Source organism: Arthrobacter sp. KUASC02 (assembly GCF_059739395.1).
This window is the reverse complement of the sequence record NZ_AP046053.1, coordinates 856907-874756: the sequence shown is the minus strand read 5'-3', so window position 1 is coordinate 874756 and position 17850 is coordinate 856907. Positions and strand designations below refer to the sequence as shown.

General features: G+C 66.7%; 16 protein-coding genes. 9 read left to right on the top strand and 7 right to left on the bottom strand.

Annotated elements, in window-relative coordinates:
* Nucleotides 1–3: 3 nt before the first annotated feature.
* From AC6JAC_RS04055 to glnT, 3 genes are read right to left on the bottom strand one after another with little or no spacing between them, the layout of a single operon-like run.
* Nucleotides 4–723, bottom strand: coding sequence for a GltB/FmdC/FwdC-like GXGXG domain-containing protein (locus AC6JAC_RS04055; protein WP_454699426.1), 720 nt, complete (start codon nucleotides 721–723; stop codon nucleotides 4–6).
* Nucleotides 711–1619, bottom strand: a complete 909-nt coding sequence (locus tag AC6JAC_RS04050) for a class II glutamine amidotransferase domain-containing protein (protein WP_028271239.1) — start codon at nucleotides 1617–1619, stop codon at nucleotides 711–713. The genes AC6JAC_RS04055 and AC6JAC_RS04050 overlap by 13 nt, the downstream gene beginning before the upstream one ends.
* A gap of 29 nt (nucleotides 1620–1648) precedes the next feature.
* The gene (glnT, locus tag AC6JAC_RS04045; RefSeq protein WP_497963503.1) at nucleotides 1649–3049 is read right to left on the bottom strand and encodes a type III glutamate--ammonia ligase; all 1401 of its coding nucleotides are present in this window, start codon (nucleotides 3047–3049) and stop codon (nucleotides 1649–1651) included.
* 247 nt (nucleotides 3050–3296) lie between these two features.
* On the opposite strand from glnT, the gene AC6JAC_RS04040 reads away from it, so the two are divergent.
* Nucleotides 3297–4586, top strand: a complete 1290-nt coding sequence (locus tag AC6JAC_RS04040; protein ID WP_497963501.1) for an ammonium transporter — start codon at nucleotides 3297–3299, stop codon at nucleotides 4584–4586.
* Between the two features lie 123 nt (nucleotides 4587–4709).
* Here the strand turns inward: AC6JAC_RS04040 and nagB are convergent, their stop codons facing one another.
* Genes nagB through AC6JAC_RS04025 form a run of 3 tightly spaced genes read right to left on the bottom strand, consistent with a single transcriptional unit; the run spans nucleotide 4710 to nucleotide 7963 of the window.
* A complete protein-coding gene (gene nagB, locus AC6JAC_RS04035; RefSeq protein ID WP_497963499.1) occupies nucleotides 4710–5516 on the bottom strand; it encodes a glucosamine-6-phosphate deaminase in 807 nt (268 codons plus the stop codon).
* Complete coding sequence (locus tag AC6JAC_RS04030) at nucleotides 5497–6819, bottom strand: N-acetylglucosamine-6-phosphate deacetylase (protein WP_497963497.1); 1323 nt, start codon at nucleotides 6817–6819, stop codon at nucleotides 5497–5499. The genes nagB and AC6JAC_RS04030 overlap by 20 nt, the downstream gene beginning before the upstream one ends.
* The gene (locus AC6JAC_RS04025) at nucleotides 6809–7963 is read right to left on the bottom strand and encodes a PTS transporter subunit EIIC (RefSeq protein ID WP_051628901.1); all 1155 of its coding nucleotides are present in this window, start codon (nucleotides 7961–7963) and stop codon (nucleotides 6809–6811) included. The genes AC6JAC_RS04030 and AC6JAC_RS04025 overlap by 11 nt, the downstream gene beginning before the upstream one ends.
* Before the next feature lie 232 nt (nucleotides 7964–8195).
* Here AC6JAC_RS04025 and AC6JAC_RS04020 point away from each other — a divergent pair, with 232 nt between their 5' ends.
* The 4 genes from AC6JAC_RS04020 (at nucleotide 8196) to AC6JAC_RS04005 (ending at nucleotide 10759) form a co-directional block, all read left to right on the top strand.
* Nucleotides 8196–8498, top strand: a complete 303-nt coding sequence (locus AC6JAC_RS04020; RefSeq protein ID WP_081818893.1) for a PTS sugar transporter subunit IIB — start codon at nucleotides 8196–8198, stop codon at nucleotides 8496–8498.
* Nucleotides 8495–9025 carry a PTS sugar transporter subunit IIA gene (locus AC6JAC_RS04015; RefSeq protein ID WP_497963494.1) on the top strand — a complete coding sequence of 177 codons (531 nt, stop codon included), beginning with the start codon at nucleotides 8495–8497 and terminating at the stop codon, nucleotides 9023–9025. Before AC6JAC_RS04020 ends, AC6JAC_RS04015 begins: the two co-directional genes overlap by 4 nt.
* 4 nt (nucleotides 9026–9029) lie before the next feature.
* The gene (locus AC6JAC_RS04010) at nucleotides 9030–9749 is read left to right on the top strand and encodes a GntR family transcriptional regulator (RefSeq protein WP_028271247.1); all 720 of its coding nucleotides are present in this window, start codon (nucleotides 9030–9032) and stop codon (nucleotides 9747–9749) included.
* Between the two features lie 152 nt (nucleotides 9750–9901).
* Nucleotides 9902–10759: a prephenate dehydratase gene (locus AC6JAC_RS04005; RefSeq protein WP_028271248.1), complete on the top strand. Its 858-nt coding sequence runs from the start codon at nucleotides 9902–9904 to the stop codon at nucleotides 10757–10759.
* 71 nt (nucleotides 10760–10830) lie between these two features.
* Here AC6JAC_RS04005 and AC6JAC_RS04000 read toward each other — a convergent pair whose 3' ends face one another.
* Entirely contained in the window at nucleotides 10831–12747 is a 1917-nt protein-coding gene (locus tag AC6JAC_RS04000) for an FAD-binding monooxygenase (protein WP_497963491.1), read from the bottom strand.
* Nucleotides 12748–12970: 223 nt separating this feature from the next.
* Here AC6JAC_RS04000 and AC6JAC_RS03995 point away from each other — a divergent pair, with 223 nt between their 5' ends.
* The 4 genes from AC6JAC_RS03995 (at nucleotide 12971) to hpaD (ending at nucleotide 17849) form a co-directional block, all read left to right on the top strand.
* Complete coding sequence (locus tag AC6JAC_RS03995; RefSeq protein ID WP_497963489.1) at nucleotides 12971–14464, top strand: fumarylacetoacetate hydrolase family protein; 1494 nt, start codon at nucleotides 12971–12973, stop codon at nucleotides 14462–14464.
* Nucleotides 14457–15119, top strand: coding sequence for a GntR family transcriptional regulator (locus AC6JAC_RS03990; RefSeq protein ID WP_347899382.1), 663 nt, complete (start codon nucleotides 14457–14459; stop codon nucleotides 15117–15119). Before AC6JAC_RS03995 ends, AC6JAC_RS03990 begins: the two co-directional genes overlap by 8 nt.
* Before the next feature lie 22 nt (nucleotides 15120–15141).
* Nucleotides 15142–16653, top strand: a complete 1512-nt coding sequence (gene hpaE / locus AC6JAC_RS03985) for a 5-carboxymethyl-2-hydroxymuconate semialdehyde dehydrogenase (protein WP_028271252.1) — start codon at nucleotides 15142–15144, stop codon at nucleotides 16651–16653.
* A 110-nt stretch (nucleotides 16654–16763) separates the two neighbouring features.
* On the top strand, nucleotides 16764–17849 hold the full coding sequence (hpaD, locus tag AC6JAC_RS03980; RefSeq protein ID WP_497963486.1) for a 3,4-dihydroxyphenylacetate 2,3-dioxygenase: 1086 nt from the start codon (nucleotides 16764–16766) through the stop codon (nucleotides 17847–17849).
* Nucleotide 17850: the final 1 nt, after the last annotated feature.

Sequence of the window (17850 nt, the reverse complement as noted above, 5' to 3'; positions counted from 1 at the left end):
TCCTTAGTACGACGTCGAGTTGTGGACGCTGAAGTGGTAGAGGTTCCGTGCCGATCCGTAGCGCTTGAAGTCCGCCGGGTTGTCGGTGCGGCCGGCCGCGGCCAGCAGTTCGCCGAGTTCGGCAAGGTGCTCTTCCTTCAGGGGCTTTTCGATGCAGTCGGCGCCGAGCGAGGCCACGGTGCCCTTGACGTAGATCCGGGCTTCGTAGATGGAGTCGCCCAGCGCTTCGCCGGCGTCGCCGCAGACCACCAGGCGTCCGGCCTGCGCCATAAACGCGGACATATGGCCGATGTTGCCGCCCACCACGATGTCCACGCCCTTCATCGAGATGCCGCAGCGGGCGCTGGCGTTGCCGTCGATGACCACGAGCCCGCCGTGCCCGGTGGCGGCGGCCGACTGGGAGGCGTCTCCCTTGACGTGGACGCGGCCGGACATGATGTTCTCGGCCAGTCCGACGCCGGCATTGCCGTTGATGGTCACGTCGCCTTTTTGGTGCATCCCGGCCGCGTAGTAGCCGGCGTGGCCGTTGATGGTGACGCTGACCCGGGCGTCGATTCCCACGGCCAGGCTGTGCTTGCCTTCGGGGTTGGCGACGGTCCAGGACTGCCCGTCAACCGCGTTGTGGAGTGCCTGGTTGAGTTCGCGGACGGGGCTGCCGGCCAGATCCACGCTGAAGGAATCAAGGGTAGTTTCCAAGTTTTCGGGGGCTGTCAGAGTGACCATGTGTAGACCTTTCCGGGTTCCGGTTCAAAGATGCGGGCGTTTTCGATGCCGGGCAGGGCCGCCAGGGCACGGTATTCGGAGGCCATGGCCACGTAGTCGTCCGTTTCGGCGATGATGGCGGGCTTGCAGGCGATGGGGTCGCGGACCACGGCCATGCTGTCCGCGGTGGTGACCACCAGGGTGTAAAAACCGTCCAGCACCTTGCCCAGGTTCACGAGCGCCTCTTCGAGAGTGTCGCCCTGCTGCAGGCGGGACGCGACGTAGCGGGCGCCCACCTCGGTGTCGTTTTCGGAGTCGAACACCACGCCTTCGCGTTTCAGGTCGCGCCGGACGGTGGCGTGGTTGGAGAAGGAGCCGTTGTGGACCAGGCACAGGTCGTCGGCCACGGAGAACGGGTGGGAGCCGCCGGCTGTCACCGCGGACTCGGTGGCCATCCGGGTGTGGGACAGGCCCTGGCTGCCTGACATGGCCTCGAGCCCGTGCTCGGCGGCGATGTCCATCGGGTGGCCCACGCTCTTCATCACGGCCACGTGCTCGCCGCGGCCGATGATGGTGGAGCCGGGAAGGGTTTCGCTGACCGCTTTCACCAGGAGATCGGTTCCGACGGCGGCGCTCACCAGGGTGGTGTCACCCACCACCCGCACTGCAGCGGCGGCGTCGGCCGGAAGCATCGCGTCAAGGGAGGCCTTGACCTCCGGGAGCGCCATGCCCTGGTCCTTGCCCAGCAGGCTGAGGGTGGAGGTTCCGGCCGAGACCAGGCCCGGGGTGTTGTAGACGGCGAGGCCGGCTGAGTCCGGTCCGCGGTCCACGATCTGGCACATCATCGAGGACAGCAGGCTGCCCATCTGGGGGTGCAGCAGGGGGTTGCGCAGCTGCAGCGCGGCGATTCCGCACATGGTGGGATTCCTTTACTGGGTGGGAGTTGCTAGATCGAGGTGAGGTAGGTGCGGACTTCCCAGTCGCTGACCTGGTTGTGCCAGCTGAGGAATTCCTCTTCCTTGGCGTCGGCGTAGTACTTGCCGATCTCCGCGTCGCCGCTGAGGCTGGCCAGGATCACCGGGTCCCGGCGCAGGGCCTCCACGGCGTGCAGCAGGGTGGCCGGCAGCAGGTGGGCGTCCGGTTTGGACTCGCCCGGGCCCGACGGGTGCCCCGGATCCACGGAGTTTTCCACGCCGTCCAGGCCTGCCGAGATGGCCGTGGCAATGGCGAGGTAGGGGTTGGCTGAACCGTCCCCGGAGCGGAGTTCGATCCGTTTGTTGTCCGGCACGCGGATCATATGGGTGCGGTCGTTGCCCCCGAACGAGGCCTTCCGGGGAGACCAGGTGGCTCCGGACGAGCTGGTGGTGGCTCCCGAGCGCTTGTACGAATTGACGGTGGGGGCCAGGAACGCCTGCAGTGCCGGCGCGTGGTCCAAAATCCCGCCGATGAACGAGTAGGCGAGGGCCGAAAGCCCAAGTCCCCTGCCGCCGTCGTCCGCTCCACCCTCAACCGGGAACAGCGCCTCGGCGCCGGACCACAGCGACAGGTGGAAGTGGAGGCCCGTGCCCGTGCGGTCGGTGAAGGGCTTGGGCATGAAGGTGGCGGTCATGCCGCGCTGTTCCGCGAGGACGTTCAGGATGTAGCGCAGGGTGACCACGCGGTCGGCCGTGGTGAGGGCGTCGGCGTAGTTGAAGTTCTGCTCGAACTGCCCGGCGGCATCCTCATGGTCGTTGGCGTAATTGCCCCAGCCGAGGCCGTTCATCGCCTCCGAGATGGAGGTGAGGTGCTCATACATGCGGGTGACGCCGCGCGCGTCATAGCAGGGCCGGGGCGAGTCATCGCGGGCGTCGGCCGTGCTCAGGGAACCGTCGGCGTTCTTGTTGACGAGGAAGTACTCCACTTCCGCCCCCACCTTGGCCTGCATTCCCTGACCGGCCAGGCGGGCGAGCGTGTTTTTGAGGATGACGCGCGGGGCGTAGGGCCAGGGCTTGCCGTCCACGTGCGGGTCGCAGTGGATGACCGCGAGCCCTTCCTTGATGAACGGCACGGGGGTGAAGGACGCCAGATCGGGAATGGCAATGAGGTCCGAATCCTGCGGCTTCTGCCCGATCAGCCCTGCTGCGTAGCCGGCAAACCCCATGGCGCCGGCCTCAAGCTGGTCTGCGGCTTCGACCGGAACGAGCTTGGCGCACGGCTTGCCCGTCATGTCGACGAACGTGGCCAGAATGAACCGCACGTCATGGGCCCTGGCGATGTCCGCGAGGGAGATGTGGTCAGCCTCGGCCGGCAATGCGGGGGTAGATAGCGCTGGGGCGCTTGGTACTTCAGGGGTTGCGACACTGGTCATCGGAACTGTCCTGTTCAATTGGTGTTACCTGCGGGGAAACGTTGTTGAACCACAGTAGTCAAATGGATGTTACAGGCGTGCGCCCCGCTTGTTAAATCGGCGTGACGTGGCCAATCGCGATCGCAACCGGAAATTTACGCCCGCGAAACCCACAATCGTTCACTGTCACGAATCATGGTTTCATCCCACGGTTACTTTTTTGTGCCGCCGTTTCCCCCGGCGGATACCCCCTTCTGATTGGAGTTCCATGAATTCTGGAGACGTCGCCTGGATCCTCGCCGCGGGCGCACTACTGTGCATCATGATCCCGGGCCTTGCCCTGTTCTACGGAGGCATGGTCGGTTCCCGCAGGATCCTGAACATGATGATGATGTGCTTCGGCGGAATGAGCATCGTGGCCGTCCTGTGGGCCGTGTTCGGCTACTCCATGGTCTTCGGCAATTCCATTGGTGGCGCCGGACTCCTCGGTGATGTCACCGAGTACTTCGGCATGGAGAAATTGCTGGCCGAGGACCCGAACGCGCCCATCCCCACGGCCCTGTTCGCAGCCTTCCAGCTGTTCTTTGCCGGGATCACCACGGCAATCATCGCCGGAGCTGCCGCCGGACGAATGAAGTTCGGCGCGTGGATGACCTTCGCCGCCCTCTGGGCCACGCTGGTCTACTTTCCGGTCGCCCACTGGGTTTTCGCCTTCACCTCGGCGGACGGCTCCGTGACCGGCGGCTGGATCGTCAACAGCCTCAAGGCAGTCGACTTCGCCGGCGGTACCGCGGTCCACATGAACGCGGGAATCGCGGCCCTCGCCCTCGCCCTGGTCCTCGGACGCAGCGCCGGCTGGCCCAAGAGCGAACACACCAAACCCCACAGCCGTCCGCTGGTGCTGGTGGGCGCCGGGCTCCTCTGGGCCGGATGGTTCGGCTTCAACGCAGGGTCCGCACTCACCGCCGGCCAGTCCGCGTCCGTGGTATTCCTCAACACCGCCGTCGCCGCGTGTGCCGGCCTTCTCGCCTGGACGCTCGTGGAGCGCATCCGCCTGGGCAGCGCCAGCAGCATGGGCGCAGCTTCCGGCCTGATCTCGGCCCTCGTTGCCATCACTCCTGCCTGCGGCGCCGTCAGCCCCCTGGGCGCCCTGGCCATCGGCCTCATCGCCGGCGCCGTGTGCTCCCTGGCCATCGAGCTGAAGTTCCGGCTCGGCTTCGACGATTCACTCGACGTGGTGGGCGTCCACCTGCTGGGCGGCATCCTGGGAACCCTCCTGATCGGCTTCTTCGCCACCGAGGCCGCCCCCAACAAGGTCAACGGGCTGTTCTACGGCGGCGGCTTTGAGCTCCTCGGAGTCCAGACGATCGCCACGCTGGCCGTGCTCGCCTACTCCTTCGTGGTGACGTGGGTCATCGCCAAGGTCCTCAACATGACCATGGGCCTGCGCATCCACGAAGCCGACGAACTGCGCGGCATCGACATCGCCGCGCACTCCGAGGCCGCCTACCTCAGCGACGAAGAGCCCGTGGAACTCGGCTCGCCCCACCGCGCCTAAGGTCCCCGAGCAGGGCGGGAACAGACGTTGGCCGCTGCTCCCGTAAAGAATCCGAGGCTTGTCCGCCAAGCCGTACCGTCAAGGTAGGCGATCGCGGACAAGCCTCGGATTCTTTGTGTTCTCCTAAGCCGGCTGCCGCAGCCAGGGCCGGGTGGGCGTTTGGCCCAGCTGGTCGTTGAACTCCTGGGCTTCGCGGTAGTAGTCCAGCAGGCTCAGGCGGGACGCGGCCGCCGGATCCAGGATGACCACGGCCCGGCGGTGAAGCTGCAGCACCGACGCCGGGCAGTGTGCGCTGACCGGGCCTTCCACCATGGCCTGGACGGCCTCAGCCTTGTTGTCCCCCATGGCCACGAGGACCGCCAGCCCGGCCTCGCGGATCGTCCCGAGCCCCTGGGTCAGGCACAGCCTGGGAACGTCGCCGGCCGGGAAGAAACGCGCGTTGTCGGCGCGGGTGGCTCCGGCAAGGGTCTTCACCCGGGTACGGGAGACCAGCGACGAGGTGGGTTCGTTGAACCCGATATGGCCGTTCGCGCCGATGCCGAGGATCTGGATGTCCACCCCGCCGGCTGCCGTGATGGCTGCGTCGTAGCGCTCGGCTTCCGCGACGAGGTCCGGAGCATCCCCGTGCGGGGTCATGAGTTGCGCCAGCGGCAGGTCCACATGGTCGACGAATTCCCGCCGGATGGTGGAGTAGTAGCTCTGCTCGTGCTCCGGCGGCAGCCCGGCATACTCGTCCAGGGTAAAGGCCGTGACCTGGCTGAAGCCCAAATGCTCTTCGCGGTGCCGGCGGATCAGCTCCTGGTAGGTGGACTTCGGCGAACCGCCCGTGGCCAGCCCGAGGACGGCCGGGCCCTGGCGGACCCGGGCTTCGATGATGTCAGCGGCCCGGCCCCCTACGTGGTCCGCGGACTCACACAGAATAATCTGCACGCGTTTTCCTTTCCTGCGTTAGTGGTGTGCCGGCCCGGTAGACCTGCAGCAGTTCGAGTTTTTCGGTGGTCACCAGGATGTCGGCGCGGTACCCCTTGGTGAGGGAGCCAATCCGTCCGGCCCCAACGGGCCGGTCGGACCGGGGCTGTCCGGACCCCGGCCGGTCCAGGCCCATCAGGCGGGCGGGTGTGGCCGACGCCGCCGTGACGGCATCAGCCAGGGGCACTCCCCATTCGACGCAGCGGCGGACGTTTTCCAGCAGCAGGCTGGTTGCCCCGGCGATGGCACCGGGCCGGGCATCGCCTTCCGCGGGGACCAGGCGCGCCACCCGGTCCCGGACCAGCACGTCCAGGCTGCCGAGGGTGTAGTGGCCGTCGGACATTCCGGCCGCTGCCATGGCATCCGTAATCAGCGCGACCGAGCCCGGGCCCACCAGGTCAAAGACCATGCGGACGATCTCCGGGTCCAGGTGCACGCCGTCGGCGACCAGTTCGAGGACCATCCGGCCCGGCGACTGCCGTGCGGCCTGCAGCAGGACGGGGATTGGTCCGGGCGTCCGGTGCCCCAGCGGGGGCATCCGGTTGAACAGGTGCGTGGCGGACCAGGGACCGTCGCCACCGGCCAGCGGGCCGGCGTCGTCGCTGTCTAAGGCCCAGCCCAGGGCTTCCCGCGTCTGCGCCGCCGTGGCGCCGGTGTGGCCAAGAGACGGAACCACGCCATAGTCCCGGCACAGGGCCACGAGTTCGGCAAAGTACGGCGTTTCCGGTGCCAGCGTGATGGACCGCACCGTTCCCTGCCCCGCTTCAAGCCACTCCTGCAGCAGCGCCGGGTCGCCGTCGATGATGGCCGCCGGGTCCTGGGCCCCGCACATGCTCCTGGTGATGAACGGTCCTTCCAGGTGCAGGCCGGCCAGGGTGCCGTCCTGCACCAGCTCCCGCAGCGCCGTGATCTGCTCGAGCAGTACCTCCGACGGTGCCGAAACGAGCGAGGCGAGCACCGACGTCGTACCCTGCCCGGCGTGATAATCCGCCGCCCGGCGGGCGCCGTCGGCATCCGCGGAGAAGGTGTGCCCCACGGCGCCGTGGCAGTGCACGTCCACCAGCCCCGGCAGGATGACCGGAACCTGCGTTGTTTCGACGTCGACGCCGGCGGGCAGTTCCGCCGTCGGGCCGCACCACTCGATGCTCCCCCCGGCGATCACCACGGTGCCGTCCTCGATCACGCCGTCCCCTGCCCGGCCGGTGACGAGGCGCCCACGCAGCCCCGGCAGGGTCAGCCCCGGTGCGCCGGCTTCAGCTTGCATCGGCTTTGGCCATCGAACCGTTCTCGTCGGTTTCGTCTTCGCGGCCCATGGTGCGGAGGTTCCAGCGCCGGATCACGAAGCGGAACACCACGTAGTACACGGCCGCGTAGCCCAGGCCGATGGGCACCAGCCAGAGCGGGTTCTGCGCGATTCCGAAGTTGAGGACGTAGTCGATAGCGCCGGCGGAGAAGCCGAATCCGTGATGGATGCCCAGGAAGTTGACCAGCATCATGGACGTTCCGGTCAGGACGGCGTGGACGATGTAGAGCGGCCAGGCCACGAACATGAAGGAGAATTCCAGCGGTTCGGTGATGCCGGTGAGGAAGGCGGTGAGGCCGGTGGAGAGCATCACGCCGCCCACGATCTTCTTCTGGGACGGCTTGGCCTCGTGCCAGATGGCGAGGGCGGCCGCGGGCAGGGCGAACATCATGATGGGGAAGAACCCGGTCATGAACACGCCGGCGGAGGGATCACCGGCGAAGAACCGGTTCAGGTCGCCGTGGGCGCCGTTGTAGTCGCCGATGATGAACCAGACGATCGAGTTCAGGATGTGGTGCAGTCCCAGCGGGATGAGCAGCCGGTTGAGCGTGCCGTAAATGCCGCTGCCCACCACCGTGTTGTCCGCCACCGTGTTGCCCACGGCCGTCAGTCCGGAGTTGAAGAACGGGTAGATGAGGGCCATGACCACGCCGATGATGATGGCGGCAAAGGAGGTCAGGATGGGCACCAGGCGGCGGCCGGCGAAGAATCCGAGCCAGTCCGGCAGGGTGGTCCGGTGGAACTTCTGCCACAGCCACGCCGTGGTCAGGCCCATCACGATGCCGGCGAGCACGCCGTAGTTGATGACGGGATCCTTGCCGCCCTCCGGGGCGGCGCCCAGCACCAGCGGTGCCATGACTTTGAAGACGTTGGTCAGGACCAGGAAGCCGACGACGGCGGCCAGCGCCGTTGATCCGTCGCCCTTCTTGGCGAAGCCGAAGGAAATGCCGACGGCGAAGAGCAGCGGAAGGTTCTCGAACAGGGCGCCGCCGGCGGCGCCGATCACTTGGGCAACGGTGGTGAGGCCTTCGAACCTGCCCAGCAGGTCGTCCTGGCCCAGGCGCAGGAGGAGCGCGGCGGCGGGGAGGGCGGCGATGGGGAGCATGAGGCTGCGGCCGAATCGCTGCAGGTTCTGCAGCGCTTTGCCGCTGCCCTTGGCCTGCCCGGGGCCGGTGCGGCCAGCGGGCCTGCCGCGGCGGAAGCGGACGGGTTTTCCGTGGACATGGGGTTCCTCGTTTCGAAAAGGCGGTGCTTGTGCGGGGATGCGGGATTCAGTAGAGTTTTGCTAACTGGTTATAACCAGTGACAATCATCACTGTGAAGTGCACCGGGCTTAGTTGTCAACCTCAGGCAGGAAAAATGCTTCAGGACCGGCCGGACTCACCGCGAAACGACCAACAGGAGTGGACATGTCCAAAGCAGAAATCATCCTCGCCGCCCTGGGCGGGGCCGAGAACGTTGAAGAGATCGAGGGGTGCATCACCCGCCTGCGCACCGAAGTGGTGGATGCCGGAAAGGTTGACGAGGCAGCCCTCAAGGCCGCGGGCGCCCACGGCGTCATGATGTCCGGCACGGTGGTCCAGGTTGTGGTGGGCCCCGAGGCGGAAAGCCTGGCCGAAGACATCCAGGACCTGATGTGAGCACGCCTGAGGTACGCATGGCTCCTGAAGTGGGCACGGCCGCACCGGCCGGGGCGATCAGTGTGGCTTCTCCCCTGCCCGGGCGGCTCATCCCGCTCAGCGAGGTGCCGGACCCGGTGTTCGCCAAGGGGCTCGTCGGCGGAGGTGCCGCCGTCGTGCCGGACGATGACGCCGGGGTGATTACCGCCGTCGCGCCCCTGGACGGCAAGGTCATCAAGGTCATGCCGCATGCGTACATCGTCCAGCACGCCTCAGGACCCGCAGTGCTGGTCCACGTGGGCATCGATACAGTCGGCCTGAAGGGCGAGGGCTTCAGCGTGCTGGCGCAGAAGGGCGACCAGGTCCGCACCGGCGATCCCATGATCAGCGTTGACGTGGCCTTTGTCCGCTCGAAAAACCTCAGTATGTGCAGTCCCGTGGTGATCCTGGACAGCGCACCGGACGCCATTGAGCCTCCGGCCTCGGGCGGCCGGGTGGAAGCCGGCGGGTACTTGTTCAGCCTGCCCGGGAAAATTCCGGAAAAATAGGGACATGGATACGGCAGGGGAACTCAAACACGTCTGGGTGCGCAGGCAGCTCCAGGACCTGGTGGCCACCACGTTGCGGCCCGGGGACGCCCTGCTGGGCGAACGCCAGTTGGAGGAGCAGTTCGGCGTCTCGCGCATCACGGTGCGCCGGGCCATCTCGGACCTCGTCCAGGACGGCGCCCTGGTCCGGATCAAGGGCAAGGGGACCTTCGTCTCGCACGGGCTGGTCCGTTCAACCCTGCACCTGGCCTCCTTCAATGAGGACATGCGGGCGGCCGGCTTCGAACCCAGCACACGCGTCATTACGGCCTCCACCGCGGAGCCGCCCGCGGCGGCGTCCGAGCACCTGGGGCTGCCGCCGGGGCAGGAGGCCTACCAGGTCCGAAGGCTGCGCCTGGCCAACGGGGCACCCGTCAGCGTGGACGAATCCTGGCTCCCGCCCCGGCTCCTGCCGGACCTGCTCTCGGAGGACCTAACGGGGTCCCTCTACCGCGTCCTCGCCGCGTCCGGCCATCCGGTGCAGCATGTGGAACAGACCGTGGAGGCCGCCGCCGCCCCGGAGGACACGGCGGCCCTGCTGGACATCGAGCCCGGGGCGCCGGTGCTCCTCTTCAGGCGCCGTTCGTTTACCGGCCAGGAAGACCCGGGCACACCTATCGAGTACTCCATCTCGACGTACCGCTCCGACCGGTACCAGGTCTCGATGCGGCTGGCGCTGGGCTGACCTGCCCCCACCCAACGCCCCGCCCAACACCGCACCCGACGCCCCGCCCAACTAGGTCGCAGCAGGTGTCAGGTGTCGTTTTGGGCCGTCAAAACGACACCTGCTGCTACTCACTTGGGCGGGCGGGCGCGAGTCGTGAAACCATACGGATCGTGACCCAGAAAATTGCGTACCAGGGTGAGCCCGGCGCCAACTCAAATATCGCGTGCATGCAGATGTTCCCCGGCGTGGAAAGCGTTCCGTGCGCCAGCTTTGAAGATGCCTTCGAACTGGTATCCACGGGAGCCGCCGACTTCGCCATGATCCCGATCGAGAACTCGATCGCCGGCCGGGTGGCGGACATCCACATCCTGCTGCCGCAGTCCCGATTGCAGATCGTGGGCGAGTTCTTCCTGCCCATTCACTTCGACCTGCTGGGCATCCCCGGCAGCACCATCGAAGGGGCCACCGAGGTCCACAGCCACATCCACGCCCTGGGACAGTGCCGGCGCCTCATCCGAGAAGCCGGGCTGCGCCCCGTTATTGCCGGAGACACCGCGGGTTCCGCACGTGAAGTCCGGGAATGGAACGACCCCGCCAAACTGTCCCTCGCTCCCCCGCTCGCAGCCAGCATTTACGGCCTGGAGGTGCTGGCCTCACGGGTGGAGGATGACCCGTCCAACACCACCCGCTTCGTGGTCCTCGCTCCCGAAAAGGACCTGCCGACCAGGGAGGACCTGCCCGGACCGGCTGTGACCAGCTTCCTGTTCCGGGTCCGCAATGTTCCGTCTGCACTCTTCAAGGCGCTCGGCGGGTTCGCCACCAACGGCGTGAACATGACGCGGCTGGAAAGCTACATGGTGGGCAATGAGTTCGCCGCCACCATGTTCATGGCCGACGTCGAGGGCCACCCGGAGGACCTGCCGTTGAAGCTCGCCCTGGAGGAACTGGACTTCTTCACTACCGAGGTGCGCATCCTGGGCGTCTACGCCGCCGCAGACTACCGGACGGCGCAGGCCACCGCTGCCTGACGGAGTTCCCGGGCGGCCCAGTTTCGTGAACTCCTTGAGCACGTCGGCCAGCACCGGCCGGGCCGTTGCCGTCAGACCCCCGCGCGCTTGCCGGAGGCCAGGAGGGGCGCGAAGAACGCACCAAGTTCAGCCGTCGCGGTCAGGGGAAGGACATCGGCCACGTACTGGTCCGGCCGCACCACCACCACGACGCCGCCGCGGTCCAGCCCGCGCAGCTCGAAGATGTCCGCCTTGGGGTCGGTGGCGTAGACCTTCTCGTAGTCCGTGAGCTGGAACGGCCCCACCTGCGGCTTGAACACCGCCGGAACCGCGTTAATGTCGATGTCCGCATGGGGCTGCTGGTAGATCACCTTCACGTCGAACCAGGCGTCGGGATCAGCGCCCGACGGCGTTGCCGCCAGCGGCGAGTCCGGCGAGTTCGCGATCCACTCGGCGCAGTCGGCCACAGCTGACGCGGCACCCTGCTTTTCGGCGCCCGGGAGGGCGGCGTCAGCGAAGACGTAGATGCGCCACCGCCCGTCCGCCGTGGCATGGTGGCCCAGGTGCAGCGGGTTGGTGTCGCCCACGCGCACCACGGGGGCCGACTTGAAGCGCTTGCCCACGGGGAAGCCTGCGGCCAGGGCCTGGTGTTCGGTTTCGGCTGTGAGCATGGAGGGGGCGTACTGGGTCATGAAGCCGGCGGGGAACTCTGCCGTGCTCACGTAGAAGTCCTCGAGCTCGGAGGGGCTGTCGAATTCCTCGGGCTTCTTCGCCATCATCGTCGACCACTCCTTGTCGAAGTCGATGAGGTTCTTGGCGATGACCTGGCGTTCGTCCGAGTAGGTGGTCAGCAGGCTCTCCGGGCTGCGGCCTTCGAGGACGTGGCCGAGCTTCCAGGCCAGGTTGAAACCGTCCTGCATGGAAACGTTCATGCCCTGGCCGGCCTTGGCGCTGTGCGTGTGGCAGGCGTCGCCGGTGATGAACACGCGGGGCGTCCGGGTACCGCGCTGCTCCGGAAGGACGTCGTCGAACCGGTCGGTGAGGCGGTGGCCCACCTCGTAGACGCTGTGCCAGGCGACGTCGCGGACATCGAGCGTGTAGGGGTGGAGGATCTCGTTCGCCTTGCGGATGATCTCCTCGATGGAGGTGTTGCGGACGGCACCCTTGTCGTTCGGGTCCACTTCGCCCAGGTCAACGTACATGCGGAACAGGTAGCCGCCCTCGCGGGGAATGTGCAGGATGCTGCCACCGGAGCCGGACTGGATGGCGCACTTCGTGCGGATATCGGGGAAGTCGGTGACGGCGAGGACGTCCATCACACCCCAGGCATGGTTGGCCGCATCGCCGGCGAGGGTGCAGCCGATCGCGTCGCGGACCTTGCTGCGCGCACCGTCGGCGCCGATCACATACTTGGCCCGGACAATGCGTTCCTTGCCTTCATCGGGGCCGGCGGTGTGGACCAGCGTCACGGTGACGGGGTATTCGCCTTCCTCGGCGACCTCCAGTCCGCGGAATTCAAAGCCGTAGTCGGGAGACATGCGCGTGGGTGAATTGGCCATGAACTCCGCGAAGTAGTCGAGCACCCGCGCCTGGTTGACGATGAGGTGCGGGAATTCACTGATGCCCATCTCGTCGTCCACGGCACGGGCGCCGCGGATGATGCGTGAATGGTCCGCGGGGTCCGGCTTCCAGAACGCCATCTCGGTGATCCGGTACGCCTCGGCAATGATCCGCTCGGCGAAACCGAAGGCCTGGAAGGTCTCCACGCTCCTGGCCTGGATGCCGTCCGCCTGGCCGATGGGAAGCCTCCCGGCGCGGCGCTCCACGATGCGCGTGGTGACGCCCGGGAACTGGGACAGCTGGGCGGCGGCGAGCATGCCGGCAGGACCTGTGCCGACAATCAGGACGTCGACCTCGTCGGGAAGTTCCGCGGGCCGGTTGATGCCAACTCCGGCGGCCGGCTGGACCCTGGGGTCGGTGGACACGTAACCGTGGTGGTGGAACTGCACGGGCTTTCCTCACTTCGTTGTGTGGCTGACTATCGCCAGGATTTGTGTTCTATATTAGAACTTGAAGTTCGATAATAGAAAAATGCTCTTCATTTCAAAACTGTACGCAGATATGACCCGGGTTACAAGTGCCTTGAAAACACCCGGAAACAAGGGGTTGACGTTACGCCCGTCGTAGGCAATAGTTTTCGTATACGATTTCGTACTCGATGAGGAGTAACTCTTGGAACAGGTCACCGACCACCTCCTGGCCGCGGCCCGCAAAGTCATCGCGGTGCACATCAACTACCCCAGCCGGGCAGCCCAGCGCGGCCGCACTCCGGAGCAGCCCTCCTACTTCCTGAAGCCCTCGTCCTCGCTGGCAACCGGCTCAGCGGAAGCACCCTCAACAGTGGAACGGCCGGCCGGCTGCGAACTCCTCGGCTACGAGGGCGAGATCGCCCTGATCATCGGCAAGCCGGCCCGCCGCGTCAGCGTGGAGGACGCCTGGAGCCACGTCGAATGGATCACCGCCAGCAACGACCTCGGCGTCTACGACCTCCGCTACGCGGACAAGGGCTCCAACCTCCGGTCCAAGGGCGGGGACGGCTTCACCCCGGTGGGCCCGGGACTGATTGCAGCTGACGCCGTTACTCCCGAACAACTGCGCATCCGCACCTGGCACAACGGCACCCTGGTCCAGGACGACACCACTGAAGACCTGCTCTTCCCGTTCGCGCGGCTCGTGGCCGACCTGTCCCAGCTGCTCACCCTCGAAGAGGGCGACATCATCCTCACCGGCACCCCGGCCGGGGCGTCCGTCGCCAAGCCGGGCGACGTCGTCGAGGTTGAAGTAAGCACTCCAGACGGCGCCCTCACCACCGGCCGCCTGGTCACCGCCGTTGAGGAAGGCACGACGCCGTTCGCGGACTTCGGCGCCCGGCCCAAGACCGATGATCTCCAGCGGGAGGAGGCCTACGGTTCGCGGGAAGCGGCCGGTTTGGCACCCGTGGCGGGCGCCGCCGTCGGGCCCGTCCTTTCCCCGGAACTGAAGGCCAAGCTGGAAAGCGTCTGCACCGCCACCCTGTCCTCCCAGCTGCGCAAGCGCGGCCTGAACAACGTCAGCATCGACGGCCTCAGCTCCACCCGGCCGGAGAAGCGGATCGTGGGCCTGGCCCGGACCCTGCGCTACGTGCCCAACCGCGAAGACCTCTTCAAGACCCACGGCGGCGGATTCAACGCCCAGAAGAAAGCCATCGACTCCGTCAACGAGGGCGAGATCCTGGTGATGGAGGCCCGCGGCGAAAAAGGCACCGGCACCATCGGCGACATCCTGGCCCTCCGCGCCCAGGTCCGCGGCGCCGCCGCCATCATCACCGACGGCGGTGTCCGCGACTTCGCCGCCGTGGCCGCCATGGACATGCCCACCTACTACGCCAACCCGCACCCGGCCGTGCTGGGACGCCGGCACATCCCGTGGGACACGGACATCACCATCGCCTGCGGCGGCACCACCGTGCAGCCCGGGGACATCATCGTGGCCGACTCGGACGGCATCCTGGTCATCCCGCCGGCCCTCGCCGAGGAACTCGCGGACGACTCCATCGCGCAGGAACGCGAGGAGGTCTTCATCGCCGAAATGGTGGCGCAGGGCCACAGCGTGGACGGCCTCTACCCGCTGAATGCAGAGTGGCGGGGCAAGTATGAGCAATGGGAAGCAGGCAAAGCCAATGACTGAGACGGTGGTTGCCGCCGGCAGCAAATCCGAGCAGGCGTACGCCGCCGTCAAGGCACGGATCGTGGACGGCACCTACTCCCCCGGCTACCGGCTGGTGCTGGCCAAGATCGCCGAAGACCTGGGCGTCAGCGTTGTCCCGGTCCGCGAAGCCATCCGCCGGCTCGAAGCCGAGGGGCTGGTGAAGTTCGAACGGAACGTCGGCGCCACAGTATCCGGCATCGACCCCACCGAGTTCCTCTACACGATGCAGACCCTGAGCATCGTCGAAGGTGCGGCCACCGCGCTCTCCGCTCCCCTGATCGGGGCGGCGGACGTGGCCCGGGCCCGGGCCGTGAACGAGGAAATGCGCGACTGCCTGCAGCATTTCGACCCCGTCCGGTTCACCCGGCTGAACCAGGACTTCCACAGCGTTTTGTTCGAGCACTGCCCCAACCCGCACATCCTGGACCTGGTCCACCGCGGCTGGAACCGGCTTGCGTCGCTCCGCTCCTCCACCTTCCGGTTCGTACCCGGCAGGGCCCACGACTCGGTTGACGAGCACGAAGCCCTCCTGAAGCTCATTGAAACCGGTGCCGACGCCGACACCATCGAAAAAGCAGCACGGCTCCACCGCAGCGCCACCCTGGACGCCTACCTCGCACAAACCAAGCAGTAATGACCACCGATAGGACTCAATGATGACGACTGCCGCAGAAACCACCGCCCACTACGTTCCGCAGGACCTGCCCACCCACATCCAGCACTACATCAACGGTGAATTTGTTGATTCGGTGGGCGGCAAGACCTTCGACGTCCTGGACCCGGTGTCCAACACCAATTACGCCACCGCCGCCGCCGGGCAGAAAGAGGACATCGACCTCGCCGTTGCCGCGGCCCGCGAGGCGTTCAAGAACGGTCCCTGGCCGAAGATGAAGCCGCGGGAACGTGCCCGCATCCTGAACAAAATCGCGGACGCCGTCGAAGCCCAGGAGGAACGCCTGGCGGAACTCGAGACCTTCGACACCGGCCTGCCGATCACCCAGGCCAAGGGCCAGGCCCTGCGCGCGGCGGAGAACTTCCGCTTCTTCGCGGACCTGATCGTGGCCCAGTTCGACGACGCCATGAAGGTCCCCGGCTCGCAGATCAACTACGTGAACCGCAAGCCGATCGGCGTCGCCGGGCTCATCACCCCGTGGAACACCCCGTTCATGCTGGAGTCCTGGAAGCTCGCCCCGGCCCTGGCCACCGGCAACACCGTGGTCCTCAAGCCCGCCGAATTCACCCCGCTCTCCGCCTCGCTCTGGGCGCAGATCTTCAAGGACGCAGGCCTGCCGGACGGCGTGTTCAACCTGGTCAACGGCCTCGGCGAGGAAGCCGGCGACGCCCTGGTCAAGCACCCGGACGTCCCGCTGATCTCCTTCACCGGCGAGACCACCACCGGCCAGACGATCTTCCGGAACGCCGCCGCCAACCTCAAGGGCCTCTCGATGGAGCTCGGCGGCAAGTCCCCGTGCGTGGTGTTCGCCGACGCCGACCTGGATGCAGCGATCGATTCAGCCCTGTTCGGGGTCTTCTCCCTCAACGGCGAGCGCTGCACCGCCGGCTCGCGCATCCTGGTGGAACGCGCCATCTACGACGAGTTCTGCGAGAAGTACGCCGCCCGCGCCAAGAACATCGTCGTCGGCGATCCGCATGACCCCAAGACGCAGGTGGGGGCCCTGGTCCACCCGGAGCACTTCGCGAAGGTGGCCTCCTACGTGGAGATCGGCAAGTCCGAAGGCCGGCTGCTCGCCGGCGGCGGACGGCCGGAGGGCCTGCCCGAAGGCAACTACATTGCCCCCACGGTGTTCGCCGACGTCGCCCCTGACGCGCGGATCTTCCAGGAGGAAATCTTCGGCCCGGTGGTGGCGATCACCCCGTTCGAGAACGACGACGAGGCCCTCGCCCTGGCTAACAACACCAGGTACGGCCTGGCGGCCTACATCTGGACCCAGAACCTCACCCGGGCGCACAACTTCTCCCAGAACGTGGAGGCCGGCATGGTGTGGCTGAACAGCCACAACGTCCGCGACCTCCGCACCCCGTTCGGCGGCGTCAAGGCCTCGGGCCTGGGCCACGAGGGCGGCTACCGCTCCATCGATTTCTACACCGACCAGCAAGCCGTGCACATCACGCTCGGTTCCGTCCACACCCCTAAATTCGGCGCCTAGTCACCACCAGCAGCCCAACTGGGTCGCAATTGTTGTCGTTATGAGCCCTCAAAACGACACTTACTGCTACCTAGTTGGGAAGAAACCCCTTTCAACGAAGAGAGAACACCATGAACAACGTCATCCCGAAGCCCTCCGTCCCCGCTCCGGACATCGTCCGCTGCGCCTACATGGAAATCGTGGTCACCGACCTCGCCAAGTCCCGCGAGTTCTACGTTGACCTCCTGGGCCTGCACGTCACCGAAGAAGACGAGAACAACATCTACCTGCGCTCCCTCGAGGAGTTCATCCACCACAACCTGGTGCTGCGCAAGGGGCCCATCGCCGCCGTCGCCGCTTTTGCCTACCGGGTGAAGTCCCCCGCCGAAGTGGACGCCGCCGAGGCCTACTACAAGGAGCTGGGCTGCCGCACGGAACGCCGCAAGGAAGGCTTCACCAAGGGCGTCGGCGACTCCGTCCGCGTGGAGGACCCGCTCGGCTTCCCGTATGAGTTCTTCTACGAGGTGGAGCACGTGGAACGCCTCACCCAGCGCTACGACCTCTACTCTGCCGGGGAACTCGTCCGGCTGGACCACTTCAATCAGGTCACCCCGGACGTGCCCCGCGGCCGCAGGTACCTCGAGGACCTCGGTTTCCGCGTCTCCGAGGACATCCAGGATTCCGACGGCGTCTCCTACGCCGTCTGGATGCACCGCAAGCAGACCGTCCACGACACCGCCCTGACCGGCGGCAACGGCCCGCGCATGCACCACGTCGCCTTCGCCACGCACGAGAAGCACAACATCATCCAGATCTGCGACAAGATGGGCGCCCTGCGCATTAGCGACCGGATCGAACGCGGCCCCGGCCGGCACGGCGTGTCCAACGCGTTCTACCTCTACATCCTGGACCCGGACGGCCACCGCATCGAGATCTACACCCAGGACTACTACACCGGCGATCCGGACAACCCCACCATCACCTGGGACGTCCACGACAACCAGCGCCGCGACTGGTGGGGCAACCCCGTCGTCCCGTCCTGGTACACCGAGGCCTCCCTGGTCCTGGACCTCGACGGCAACCCGCAGCCCGTCATCCAGCGCACCGACGCCTCCGAGATGGCCGTGACCGTCGGCGCCGACGGATTCTCCTACACCCGCAAGGACGGGGCCCCCGAGGGTGACAGGACTGGCTTCAAGCTCGGGGCGCAGCTGTAGC